Origin of the sequence: Actinomadura mexicana (assembly GCF_900188105.1) — a bacterium.
GTDB lineage: Bacteria > Actinomycetota > Actinomycetes > Streptosporangiales > Streptosporangiaceae > Spirillospora > Spirillospora mexicana.
On record NZ_FZNP01000003.1, the window covers coordinates 527016 to 539649 of the forward strand.

Genomic DNA, 12634 nt, shown 5'->3' on the forward strand with positions numbered 1-12634 from the left:
CACCCGAGTCTGCCAGCACGGTCCGGAACGGCGGCGCGCGGCGGCTCCCGCCCTCTATGATCACGGGTCGTCGCGTGGTGGACGGGAATGTCCCGTGCCCCTGTCCGCGCTCGCGTAAGCTCAAAGCTTCCCCAAGCACTTTCTTCGTTCGCGGGCTGAGGAGTTGTCAATGCCTGAGCTGCAGCCGGGAGACCCCCGGCGGCTCGGTTCCTACGAGATCGTCGACCGGCTCGGCGAGGGCGGCCAGGGCGTCGTCTACGGCGGGGTCGACGCCTCCGGGAGCCGCGCCGCGATCAAGCTCCTGCGTTCCGACCTGGCCGGGGACACGATGGCGCGCAACCGGTTCGTCCGGGAGGCGCAGGCGGCCAAGCAGGTCGCGCGGTTCTGCACCGCGCAGGTCCTGGAGGCCGACGTCGCGGGCGACCAGCCCTACATCGCCAGCGAGTACGTGCCGGGGCCGTCGCTGTACAAGCAGGTCACCGAGACCGGCCCGATCGGCGGGGCGCCGCTGGACCGGCTCGCGATCGGCACCGCGACGGCACTGGTCGCGATCCACCAGGCCGGGATCGTGCACCGCGACTTCAAGCCGCACAACGTGATCATGGCGCCGGACGGCCCCCGGGTGATCGACTTCGGCATCGCGCGGGCCCTGGACACCGGGCAGACCAACGCGACCAAGGCGATCGGCACCCCGTCCTACATGGCGCCCGAGCAGGTGGCGGGCGCCACCCTCACCGAGGCCGTGGACGTGTGGGCCTGGGCCACCACGATGGTGTTCGCCGCGACCGGGCACCCGCCGTTCGGCGACGACACCGTCGTCGCGGTGATCAACCGGGTGATGAACGAGCCGCCGTCGCTGGACGGCGTGCCCGCCGACCTGCACCGGCTGATCGCGGCCTGCCTGGTCAAGGAGCCGGAGCGGCGGCCGACCGCGCAGCAGATCATGATGGCGCTGATCGGCAGCGGCCCGGCCGGCGCCGGGCAGACCCGCATGGACGACCCGGCCCAGGCCACCACGATGCTGGCGGAGGGGTCCACGCTCGCCGCGGGCGGCCTCGCCGGCGCCGGGATGATGGCGGGCGCCACCCACCCGGGCCGCGGGGCGCCCCCTGTCGCGCCCCGCGACTACACCGGGACCCTCCCGCCGGCGGGGCCCCCGACGGGGGCCGGCCGCGCCCGGTACGACAACAACTGGGAGCCCGAGCGCAAGTCCAAGGCGCCGATCTTCGGCGCCATCGCCGCGATCGCCGTGCTGGCGCTGGTCGTGGGCCTGTTCATGGCGTCCCGGGGCGGCGACGACCCCGCGGACAACCCGGCCACCCCGACGATCAGCGACTCCGGGTCGGCCTCGGAGGAGCCGACCTCCGAGAAGCCCGAGGAGCCGACGCCGACCCGCACCCGGACGCGCCAGAACACGCCGCCTCCCCAGCCGTCCCAGCCGACGGAGGAGCCTCCGACCAGCGAGACGCCGACGGAGACGCCGACCACCGAGACGCCGCCGAGCACGCCCACCAACCCCGGTGGCGGAGGGGGCACGGGCGGTACCGGCGGCACCGGCAACGGCGGCGGCAACGGCGGAGGCGACGGCGGCACCGGAGCGGGCGGGGCCGGCACCGGCGGCTGACCGGGGCCCGGCGGTGCCCCTCCGGGATGCGCGGGGCAGGGCGGTCATCGCCGCGGCGCCGGGCCCTGAGTAGGCTCGTGGACTATGAAGGAGCCGCGGATCCTGTTCGTCCACGCCCATCCGGACGACGAGTCCATCGGGACCGGGGCGAGCATGGCCAAATACGCCGCCGAGGGCGCCCACGTCTGCCTCGTCACCTGCACCCTGGGCGAGGAGGGCGAGGTCATCCCCGAGGATCTGCGCCATCTCGCCTCCGACAAGGAGGACGCCCTGGGCGAGTACCGGATCGGCGAGCTCGCCGCGGCCTGCGAGGCGCTCGGCGTCCGCGACCACCGCTTCCTCGGCGGTCCCGGGCGCTGGCGCGACTCCGGCATGATGGGCGCCCCCACCAACGACGATCCGCGCTGCTTCTGGCAGGCGGACCTCACGACCGCCGCGCGGGACCTCGTGACCGTCATCCGGGAGGTCCGCCCGCAGGTGATCGTCACCTATGACGAGCGCGGCAACTACGGCCACCCCGACCACATCCAGGCGCACCGCGTCACGTGGCGGGCGTTCGAGCTGGCCGCCGACCCCCTCCACGAGGACGGCGCCGAGCCGTGGCGGGCGGCCAAGGTCTACGCCTACGCCGCCCCGCGCACGGTGCTCGCCCGCGCGATCGCGGTGATGCGCGAGGCCCGGCTGCCGTTCGCCCGCGTCGCCGGGCTGGAGGAGCTCGGCTCCGGCGTCCCGGACGGGCAGGTCACCACGGTCGTGGACGCCCGCGCCCACCTGCCCGCCAAGCTGGCGGCGCTGCGCGCCCACCACACCCAGATCACGGTCGCGCCCGAGCAGGTCGGACCGTTCTTCGCGCTGTCGAACAATCTGGGGCAGCAGGCGTTCGGCACCGAGTACTTCATCCTCCAGGCGGGCGAGCTCGGCCCGGTCGGTCCCGGCCGCCGCGAGCGGGACCTGTTCGCCGGTCTGGCGAGCGCGGGGGAGTGACGGGCCCCGGTACGCTGGCGTCCGTGGACAAGGACGACCAGGCCCGGGTGCGGCTCGCCAAGGACGGCCTCCCGGCGGACGCCGGCGCGACGGACGCCGAGGCCCGGGCCGACGTCGCCGAACCCGCCGGCGCCGAACCCGCGGAGCCCGCGGAGGGCGCCGGCGCGTCCGCGCTGGAGCCGGCCGGCGAAGGCCCTGGCGACGCGTTCGTGTCCGGCGCCGCCTACGCCGCGCTCGGCGTCCTCGGCGGCGTGTTCGGCGTGGTCGGCTCGTTCGCGCAGGACTGGTCCGTCGGTCCCGTCCCGCTCGTGGCCCTCGTCCTGGTCGCGCTGGTGTTCGCGATGGCGTGGGCGTCGGGCCGGGCGATGGGCGGGCGGCTCGGCGCGTTGATCCCCGCGCTGGTCTGGGGCGTCGTGGTGTTCGTCCTGCAGATGCGCCGCCCCGAGGGCGACCTCGTCGTCCCGGCGACGCTGCCCGGGTACGTGTTCGTCATCGGCGGCATGGTCGCCGCCGTGATCGCGATCATGCTGGTGCCGCCGGCCCGCCCGCCGGGCGAATGGATGCTCGGCAAGGCGGGCCGTTCTCGGGGTTAGCGGCGTCTCAGCCCGCCACGGAGGCGGGCTCGGAATCCTTCTGGACGGGCGTGCCGGCGTTGTGGCCCTTGAGGGTGAGGCACGCGGCGGCGCTGAGCAGGACCACGCCGATCGGAAGCCACATCGTCGGCCTCATCGCGTGGACGAAGCCGTGCGAGAACACCTGGCCGGCCAGCTCGTGGACGCGGTGCGCGACGTTCGGCGGGACGCCGGGCGGCAGCTGCTGCCGGGCCCCGCTCTGCCCGGCGCCGACCTCCAGGCCGCCCTTGGCGGCGCCCGCGAAGCCCTTCACGAAGCCGCCGCGCACGTCGGGCGGGAGGGCCGCCGACCGGGTGGCCGCCTCGTCCCGCAGCGACGACGCCAGCTGGTTCTGCAGGACGGCGCCGACCGCCGCGCTGCCGAGCACCGAGCCGACCTGCCGGATCGTGTTGTTGACGCCGGACGCGGCGCCCGCGAGGTGCGGCGGGACGTTCCGGGTCGCCTCGGTGGCCATCGGCGCGAAGACGCCGCCGATACCGAGCCCGGACACCACGAGCGGGGCGATGAACGCGGTCCAGTCCGTGCCGACATCGGCGACGATCACGATCCAAGCCATGCCGACCGCGTAGAGGGTCAGGCCGGTCATCAGGATGAACTTGCCGCCGATGCGGTCGGACATCCGGCCCGCGACCGGGGCGAGGAACATCGACACCAGGGACGAGGGCGCCATGACGAGGCCCGCCTTGAGGGCGCTGAAGCCGAGCACCGACTGCAGGTAGATCGTCATCGGCAGGAACATGCCGATCATGCCGACCGAGACGGCCGCGCCGACGAGGTTGAGGATCGTGAAGTTGCGGTCCTTGAACAGCGAGAACGGCACGAGCGGCTCGCGGTCCTGGCGTCCCCGCTGGTGGACCACGAAGATCACGAAGAGCGCGAGCCCGGCGGCGACCAGGCCCCAGATGCCCTCGTTCCACTCGTACTTCTGGCCCTCGGTCAGCGCGAACGTGAGGCAGAACAGGGCGGCGGACGCCAGCAGCACGCCCGCGACGTCGAACCTGTGCCGGACGGTGCGGGTGTGGCCGGGCAGGATCGGCACGGCCATGGCCAGCACGAGGATGCCGATCGGCAGGTTCACGAAGAAGATCCACCGCCAGTCCAGGCTGGTGACCAGCAGCCCGCCGACCGTGGGCCCGGCGATGGTGGACACGCCCGCCACCGCGCCCCAGACGCCGAGCGCGGCGCCGCGCCGCTCCGGCGGGAAGACGCTGATGATGATGGACATGGTCTGCGGCATCAGCAGCGCGGCGCCGAGGCCCTGCACGGCGCGGGCCGCGATCAGCTGCGCCGGGTCCTGGGAGATCCCGCAGGCCAGGCTGGACAGTGTGAACAGCGTGACACCGGCGATGAACAGGTTCTTCTTGCCCCACAGGTCGCCGAGGCGGCCCGCGGTGATGAGCAGCACCGCCAGCACCAGGATGTAGGCGTTGACGACCCACAGCACCTGGTCCAGCGAGGCGTCAAGCTTGTCGATCATGCTCGGGATCGCGATGTTCACGATCGTCAGGTCGAGCAGCGTCATGAAGAATCCGAGCGAGAGCGTCAGCAGGATCGCCCAGGGATTTCCGCTCCACCTCTTCATCAGGCCCCCATATCGTCAGTGCGTCGTGGCCGGGGCCGCGGGTGGCAGATCGCCCGCGGCTCGGCGTCCTTCCAGGTGAGCCGGCCGGACCGCAGGTCCTCGCCGAGCCCCCGTACGTAGTCGAGTTCGCAGCGCACGCGCGCGATCTGCCACTCCTGGTCGATCAGCTTGTAGCGTTCGATGCCCTGCTTGCGGAGCGAGTCGTGCGCGGCCTGGTGCCCCGCGAGCGCCGCCTCCAGGGCGACGCTTCGCTTGCGGAGCAGCCGGGCGACCTCGTCCTCCGGTAGCAGGTTGATGAACGCCAGGGCGGTGCCGAAGAGCGGGAACTCCTCCGCGGGACGGGCCAGCAGCTCGGCGAGCCGGAACTGTGCCGCGTCGCGCCCGGCGCTGGTCACCGCGTAGACGGTGCGCTCGGGCCGGCGGCCCTCCCGGCTGGTCTCCAGCGGCTCGATCAGGCGGCCCTTGGCGAGCCGCTCCACCGAGTGGTAGAGCGACCCGTGCGTGATCTTGACGGCCTGGTCGTAGGCGTGGTCGCGGATGCGCTGCTGCATCTCGTACGGGTGCATGGGCCCGTCGCACAGCATGCGCAGCACGGTCAGCGCGAGCGGCGTGAGGGGTCGGGACATACCTGCGGCCTCAATGGTCGAACTCGATTAGTCCACGTAGACTAATCCACTCGGACCGCTCTCGTCACCTTTGCGAGAAAACGGACATCTCCGGGCAGGTCAGCGCACGGAGTCCACGGCGTTGGCGGCGCCGTTGCGGGACACGTAGTCGCCGACCCGGTCCTCCCGGACGGCGGTGAACAGCTTCCCGGCCCCATCGTCGTCCAGGAGGACGACACTTTGCCCGTCGCGTTCCGCCGTCCGGTCGACCGGGGCCGTCAGGTACTCCATCAGCGAGGTCCGGAGCAGCCGGTGCGCCAGCCCGCGCAGCGTGCCGGACGTGACCGAGTCGTCCACGGTCGCCGAGCGCGTCGCGGCCCGCACGAACCGGTCGATCCTGATCGGGTTGCGGGTGTCCAGCGCCTTGGCGGCGAGCGCGTGCAGGAACGCCTGCTGCCGCTTGATCCGGTCGAGGTCGCCGCCCGGCAGGTTCCAGCGCTGCCGGACGAAGTCGAGCGCCTCGACGCCGTCCAGATGGTGCCGTCCCGCCTGCCAGGTCCGGTCGTGCATGGGGTCGTGGGTCGTCCGGGTGACGGTGACGTCCACGCCGCCGAGGGCGTCGGTCATCTTCACGAACCCGCCGAAGTCCAGCGCGGCGTAGTGGTCGACGCGGACGCGGGTGAGCTGCTCCACCGTCCGGATCAGCAGCGACGGCCCGCCGTGGGCGAACGCCGCATTGATCTTGGTGAGGCCGTGCCCGGGGACGGGCACCCAGGCGTCCCGGGGGATGGCGATCACCGACACCCGGTCGCCGCGCCCGGACAGGTGCACCATCATGATCGTGTCGGCGCGGGCGCCCATCGAGGGCACGTCGGCGCGCCGGTCGGACCCGATCAGCAGCCAGTTCTCGCCGCGCCCGCTGGAGGCCGGGCGCCCGCCGGCGGTCGGCAGCGCGCCGGAGACCCGCCTGACCTCGCCGTCGTAGAAGCGCTGCAGGAAGTACAGGCCGCCCGCGAGGAGCAGCACGAGGCCCACCGCCAGCCCCCCGCACCCGATGATCACACGGCGCCGACTCCTGTTCCGCAGCATCCCCACACCCTCACGGGGAACGCGGCGGACGCGGCGGCGCCGGGCGGAGCGCTGGCCGAGCCTTGGCGGAGACCGGGGTTTGCGATGACGGAAACGGGCGTCCGGCCGGCGGGGAACGCCGCCGGGCGCCGTTGGCCGGCGGCGTTCCCCGCCTTGTCGGCGGAGCGGCGGTCAGCCCTTGAGGGCGATCTCCAGCTGGTCGAGCGCCCAGTCGAGCTCGTCGCGCTCGATGACCAGCGGCGGGGCGAGGCGGAGCGTGGTCTCGTGGGTCTCCTTGGCGAGGACGCCGAGCTCCATCAGCCGCTCGCTGACCGGACGGGCCCTGCCGTGCAGCTCCACGCCCGCCCACAGGCCGCGGCCGCGCACCTCGCGGACGAGGTCGCCGGGCAGCCGCCCGAGCCGGTCGTGCAGGTGCGCGCCGAGCGTCCGGGACCGCTCCTGGTACTCGCCGGTCTTCAGGATCGCGACGACCTCGCGGCCGATGGCGCAGGCGAGCGGGTTGCCGCCGAACGTCGAGCCGTGCTGGCCCGGCTTGAACACGCCGAGGACGTCCCGGTCGGCGACGACCGCGGACACCGGCATGATGCCGCCGCCGAGGGCCTTGCCGAGGATGTAGACGTCGGGCACGACGTCCTCGTGCTCGACCGCGAACGTGGCGCCGGTGCGGCCGAGGCCCGACTGGATCTCGTCGGCGATCATCAGCGCGCCGCCCGCCGTGCACAGCTCGCGCACGGCGCGCAGGAACCCGCTCGGCGGGACGTTCACGCCCGCCTCGCCCTGGATCGGCTCGACCAGCACGCCGACCGTGTTGCCGTCCATCGCGGCCTTGAGCGCCTCGACGTCCCCGTACGGGACCGTCCGGAAGCCCGGCGTGTAGGGGCCGTAGGAGTCGCGGGCGTCGGGGTCGGTCGAGAAGCTGATGATGGTGGTCGTGCGGCCGTGGAAGTTGCCCTCGAACGCGATGATGTTCGCCTCGCCGGCGGGGACGCCCTTGACCTCGTAGCCCCACTTGCGGGCCGTCTTCAGAGCGGTCTCGACGGCCTCGGCGCCGCTGTTCATCGACAGCACCATGTCCTTGCCGCACAGCTCGGCCAGCTCGGCGACGAACGGGCCGAACTGGTCGTGGTCGAAGGCGCGGCTCACCAGCGTGACGCGGTCGAGCTGCCGCCGCGCGGCCTCGGTCAGCCGCGGGTTGCGGTGCCCGAAGTTGACGGCCGAGTAGGCGGCCAGCATGTCCAGGTAGCGGTGGCCCTCCGCGTCGGTCAGCCAGACGCCGTCCGCCTCGCAGACCACGATGGGGAGGGGGTGGTAGTTGTGCGCGCTGTGGTCCTCGGACATCGCTCGCAGCTGGTCGGTCGGCGTCACGACGCTCCTTCGCGGCTCGGCCCGGCCGGTCGGGCCGGGGCATGGCGGGGACACCGGGCGCGTGCCCGGTGCCGAGGGGGAGGGGGCCGGCGGATCGGGTGGCCGCCGGTCCGTACCCAGCGTATGTTCGGAATTGACTGCCGACCAATGACGAAAACCGACTTGGGGGGTGTTATTTGTTGCGTCTTGACGAGCTGGACCGGCGGATCGTTGCGCGGCTGCTGGAGGACGGGCGCGCTTCGTACGCGCAGATCGGCGACAGGGTGGGGCTGTCGGCCCCCGCGGTGAAGCGGCGCGTCGACCGGCTGCGCGCGGACGGTGTGATCAACGGCTTCGCGGCCGTGGTCGACCCGGCCGCCCTCGGCTGGACGACCGAGGCGTTCATCGAGATCTTCTGTACCGGGGCGACGTCCCCCGAGCAGATCCACTCCAGCGTCCGCGGCCACCCCGAGGTCGTGGCGGCGTACACGATCAGCGGGGACGCCAGCGCGCTCGTGCACGTGCGGGCCCGCGACATCCAGCATCTGGAGCAGGCCCTCGAACGGCTCCGCCGCGAGGACAACATCACCGCGACCAAGACGGCGATCGTGCTGTCCCGGCTCATCGGCCGCCCGACCGACGCGCCCTACGGCTGAGGTATTACCGGCGAGTAGGCTGCCGCCATGGACTTCGCGACCGCTGACCTCATCGACGACTTCGGGGACGAGCTGCGCAGCTGCGAGACGCAGTTCCGGCAGTACGGCGCGCGGACGGCGTTCGCCGGCCCGGTCGCGACCGTGCGCTGCCACCGTGACAACGGCCTGGTGAAGCGGCGCCTCGGCACCCCGGGGGAGGGCCGGGTGCTGGTCGTGGACGGCGCCGGGTCGCTGGCGTCCGCGCTGATGGGCGACATGATCGCGGCGGCGGCGGTGGCGGGCGGCTGGGCCGGGGTCGTGATCAACGGCGCGGTCCGGGACGTGGCGGCGCTGCGCGGGATGGATCTCGGCGCGAAGGCCCTCGGGTCCAACCCGCGCAAGAGCGCCAAGGACGGCGCGGGCGAGACCGACGTCCCGGTGACGTTCGGCGGCGTGGAGTTCCGGCCGGGCGACTGGCTCTACAGCGACGAGGACGGCATCGTCGTCGCGGCGCGCGAGCTCCCGCTCTGACCTGGGCGCCCGGCGCGAGGTGCCAGGGCATCCGGCGCAAGATCGTCTAAGTCGGCCGTAGCCGTGCGGGACCGCGCGTCCTTACCGTCTCCCCGCAACCCACCCGAGGTAGGGGAGACATGCGCGCCAAGAAGATTCTGCTGGTGCCCGCGGCGGCGATGGGGCTGGTCGTGGGACTCGCGGCCGTGCCGGCCGCCGCGCAGCCGGGGCCCCCGGTCCCGAAACCGACCGCGAACCCCTGGCAGATGCGGCACTGGCCGCAGACGCAGCCGTGGCAGCGGGCGCAGCCGTCTGCCCGCACGTACGCGGCGGGCGCCCCGCGCCCGATCGACCCCCAGAACTACGAGCTTCCCGACACGATGACCTGGGACGACTACACCGCGATCCCGGGCACCTCGTGGTCGGACCCGGCCCGCAAGGGGTCGGAGAAGAACTTCAACGTCGCGGTCGTCCTCGCCGACTACCCGAACCAGCCGTTCGAGGTCACGCAGCCGGTGAACTCGTCGGTCTTCGGCAACCCGGTCAAGGTCGGCGACGTGCCGCGCGCGCAGGTGGCGAAGTTCTACCAGGACTTCCTCAACAAGCCGCAGGAGTTGAACCACGGCCACACCCTCCACGAGTACTGGATGGAGGACTCCGGCGGCCGGTTCGGCGTGAACCTGACGGGGTTCGGCGCCTACCAGATGCCCGCCAAGGACCACGAGTACGGCGTGGACGGCATGCAGGGCGGAACGGGATGCCCGACCGGCGACACCTGCAACCGCGACCTGCGCAAGGACGCGCGGGACGCGTGGGTCGCCGACGTCGGCGAGGAGGCGGCGAACGAGTTCGACTTCGTCTTCTTCCTCAGCGCCGGGCAGGACGAGTCGTCCACCTGGCAGGAGTTCGGCGAGATGAAGTTCGGCACGAAGGAGCAGGTGCCGAACGAGTGGGGGCCGGGCGATCCGACCCTGACGAACTGGGTGAAGACCCGGTACGTCCCCTGGACGTCCTGGCAGGCCGGCTCGACGATCTGGCCGAACGCCATCCCGGGAGTCTCCTCGACGCAGGCGGAGAGCTCCGGCATGTCGGTCTACGCCCACGAGTTCAGCCACATCCTCGGTATCGGCGACAACTACAACAACCCCTACGGCGACCCGCCGCGCCGCGCCTTCAGCGGCCCGTGGGACATGCTCAGCCGCGGCACGTTCAACGGGCCGGGCGGCCCGCACAGCCGGTGGACGATCCCGGCGACGGGCGGCGGGTCCATGGGCGCTCAGCACATGCTCCGCAACAAGCTGAAGCTCGGCATGGTGAACGGCGACGACGTGCTCCAGCTCAGCCGGGACGCGCTCGCCGCGTCCGGCCTGGTCGTCGCCGACGTGACCGCCCGGTCGGCCGACCCGGGCGAGGGCGGCCTCACCGGCATCAACGTCAAGCTCGGCGAGGGCGGTGACAAGAGCCCGCAGTGCGACACCGCCGCCGACCCGCTGTGCGACGGCGGCGGCTACGACAACTACACCCTCGAAGTCGTCGACCGGATGGGCACGGACTCCTTCACGCCCGACTCCGGCGTCCTGCTGGCCAAGACCAAGGACCAGGACCGCGCCCCGTTCATCTGGGTCGAGGACGCCAACCCGCAGGACATCGACAAGGTCGACTTCGTCCTGCCCGACGGCACCCCGAAGAAGATGACGATCGGCGACTACCGGCAGCTCTCCGACGCGCTCTACCACGCGGGGGCGAACTCCGGCAGCGAGTACGAGTACGTCGACCAGGCGAACCGCCTGCACTTCTACGTCCTGAACCTCAGGCGGGACCGCGAGGGCGTGCTGTCCTACACGGTCGCGGTCGGCTCGCTGGACGGCGCCGGGCCGCAGCGGCGCGGCGTGCGGGTCGACTCGGGCCCCGCCCGGCCGACCGGCGCGGGCTGGACGAAGTGCACGATGACGCTCACCAACACGGGCCGGGGCGGCGAGGGCCGCCACGGCTCCGACGTGTTCCGTCTCAAGGCGGCCGTGTCCGGCGGCGGCTGGACGACGTCGCTGCCGAACGAGCTGGCCACCGCCCGGGCGGGCGGCCGCACCAAGGTCGAGGTCTGGGCGAAGGCGGAGCCGGGCGCCGCCCGCCACGCGCGGCTCAGCCTGACGGGGACCTCGGAGAGCGACCCGTCGAAGTCCGACTCGGGGACCTGCGCCCTGCGCTGACCCGGTCCGGACGGGACGGCCTCCCCGTGCGGGGGCCGTCCCGTCCGTGACGCGGGGGGCGGGTGCGGGTCGACGCCCCCGAAGTAATGGGCCGCGAAGCATAAGTTGTCCTTCCCTAGATCATCTCGGGGTCGTCCGCAGCATCCGGCCCGGGTAAGTGCCGCCTTGTGACGATCATGCAACGTACGGTGACGGCGGTCCGGTGGCCGGGAGCCGCGGCGGTCGCGGCGGGTGTCCTGGCGGCCGCCATCCCGGGCGTCGCCCATGCGGCGCCCGCACCCGCGTCGGCGGAGTCTCGGGCGGAGCCCGCGGCGCGGGCACGGACCGCGGCGGCGCCCCTGGACCCGCGCGACTTCGATCTGCGGCGCGGCACCGACCGGAGCGGGGCGATCGGGGCGCTCGGCGGCAGGCTCCGCAGGACGGGTGTCGCCGCGCTGCTCCGCTCGTCCGGCCACGCCAGGCTGGGCGGCGGCTGCGGCCGGGCGGCCGGTGTCCCCGCCGGCTCGCTCGTCTACTGCTTCGACAGGGCGGACAGCACCACCGGGAACTGGGTTCCGCAGGGCGTCACGTCCGTCTCGGACGCGGCGGCGGGCGAGAGATGGGCGGGCGGCGTCCGGCCGATCCTGGTGTCCTGGCACAACGGCGGCCGGGTCAGGCTCACGTTCGTCGACCCCGACCGGCGCACGTACCGGCACGTCCTGCTCGTCGCGCCGGTGATGCGGGGCGGGCGGCCCACCTACACCGACGTCGGCGTCCACGCGGGGGGCATCGCCTGGTACGGCGACAAGCTGTACGTCGCCGACACCCGGCACGGGCTGCGCGAGTTCGACATGCGGCAGATCTTCGACCTGGCCGCGAGCAGGGCGGGCTCGACCGGCCACGCCGGCCGGATCGGGCTGTACGGCGGCACCTACTACGCCCACGGTTTCCGCTATGTGATGGCGCAGACGAGCAGCCGGCACTTCGCCCGCGGCCGGGTCGGGGGCAGGTGCAGGGGCTCGGGTCCGCTGCGCATGTCGTGGACGGCGATCGACCGCACCACCTGGCCGCACGTCCTCATCGCGGGCGAGTACTGCCGCCCGGACTGGCCGCGGGGACGGGTGGTCTCCTGGCCGCTGGAGGCGCTGGCCGGAGGCGGGACCGCGAGCGCCGACGGGGGCGCGCGGCTCCCGGTGGACAGGGTCCAGGGCGCGGTCAGGACGCACGGGCGGTGGTGGTTCACCCAGGGCCGCGGCGGCAAGCGCGGCCGGCTCTTCTCGACCCGCCACACCGGCCGCGGCTGGGCCCCGGTGCGGCGCCGCACGATCTCCTACGGACCGGAGGACCTGTCCTGCCACCGGGGCCGCCACCGCGTCTTCACGCTCGCGGAGCACCCGGGGCGGCGCGCCCTGTGGGCGTTCCGCGCGGCCTCGTGCTCCTGAC

11 protein-coding genes are annotated in these 12634 nt (G+C 73.2%); 7 read left to right on the top strand and 4 right to left on the bottom strand.

Annotated elements, in window-relative coordinates; genetic code table 11:
- The first annotated feature begins 169 nt into the window (after positions 1-169).
- The 3 genes from CHC11_RS43395 (at position 170) to CHC11_RS10860 (ending at position 3201) form a co-directional block, all read left to right on the top strand.
- Entirely contained in the window at positions 170-1624 is a 1455-nt protein-coding gene (locus CHC11_RS43395) for a serine/threonine-protein kinase (protein WP_089311502.1), read from the top strand.
- A gap of 84 nt (positions 1625-1708) precedes the next feature.
- On the top strand, positions 1709-2608 hold the full coding sequence (gene mshB, locus CHC11_RS10855) for an N-acetyl-1-D-myo-inositol-2-amino-2-deoxy-alpha-D-glucopyranoside deacetylase (RefSeq protein ID WP_089311503.1): 900 nt from the start codon (positions 1709-1711) through the stop codon (positions 2606-2608).
- Between the two features lie 23 nt (positions 2609-2631).
- Positions 2632-3201 (top strand): DUF6113 family protein, encoded by a 570-nt coding sequence (locus CHC11_RS10860; RefSeq protein WP_143227016.1) that lies wholly within the window; start codon positions 2632-2634, stop codon positions 3199-3201.
- A 7-nt stretch (positions 3202-3208) separates the two neighbouring features.
- Here the strand turns inward: CHC11_RS10860 and CHC11_RS10865 are convergent, their stop codons facing one another.
- The 4 genes from CHC11_RS10865 to rocD all read right to left on the bottom strand — a co-directional run bounded on the left by CHC11_RS10865 (position 3209) and on the right by rocD (position 7854).
- Complete coding sequence (locus CHC11_RS10865) at positions 3209-4822, bottom strand: DHA2 family efflux MFS transporter permease subunit (protein WP_089311505.1); 1614 nt, start codon at positions 4820-4822, stop codon at positions 3209-3211.
- Positions 4822-5448: a PadR family transcriptional regulator gene (locus CHC11_RS10870; protein ID WP_089311506.1), complete on the bottom strand. Its 627-nt coding sequence runs from the start codon at positions 5446-5448 to the stop codon at positions 4822-4824. The genes CHC11_RS10865 and CHC11_RS10870 overlap by 1 nt, the downstream gene beginning before the upstream one ends.
- Before the next feature lie 99 nt (positions 5449-5547).
- Positions 5548-6489, bottom strand: a complete 942-nt coding sequence (locus CHC11_RS10875; protein ID WP_179278782.1) for an LCP family protein — start codon at positions 6487-6489, stop codon at positions 5548-5550.
- A gap of 198 nt (positions 6490-6687) precedes the next feature.
- Entirely contained in the window at positions 6688-7854 is a 1167-nt protein-coding gene (gene rocD, locus CHC11_RS10880) for an ornithine--oxo-acid transaminase (protein WP_179278792.1), read from the bottom strand.
- A 206-nt stretch (positions 7855-8060) separates the two neighbouring features.
- On the opposite strand from rocD, the gene CHC11_RS10885 reads away from it, so the two are divergent.
- The 4 genes from CHC11_RS10885 to CHC11_RS10900 all read left to right on the top strand — a co-directional run bounded on the left by CHC11_RS10885 (position 8061) and on the right by CHC11_RS10900 (position 12633).
- The gene (locus CHC11_RS10885) at positions 8061-8516 is read left to right on the top strand and encodes an Lrp/AsnC family transcriptional regulator (RefSeq protein ID WP_089311509.1); all 456 of its coding nucleotides are present in this window, start codon (positions 8061-8063) and stop codon (positions 8514-8516) included.
- Between the two features lie 27 nt (positions 8517-8543).
- Positions 8544-9026: a ribonuclease E activity regulator RraA gene (rraA, locus tag CHC11_RS10890; protein WP_089311510.1), complete on the top strand. Its 483-nt coding sequence runs from the start codon at positions 8544-8546 to the stop codon at positions 9024-9026.
- Positions 9027-9145: 119 nt separating this feature from the next.
- Complete coding sequence (locus CHC11_RS10895) at positions 9146-11212, top strand: M6 family metalloprotease domain-containing protein (RefSeq protein ID WP_245919048.1); 2067 nt, start codon at positions 9146-9148, stop codon at positions 11210-11212.
- A 176-nt stretch (positions 11213-11388) separates the two neighbouring features.
- Entirely contained in the window at positions 11389-12633 is a 1245-nt protein-coding gene (locus CHC11_RS10900; protein WP_143227017.1) for a hypothetical protein, read from the top strand.
- The last annotated feature ends 1 nt before the right edge of the window (position 12634 follow it).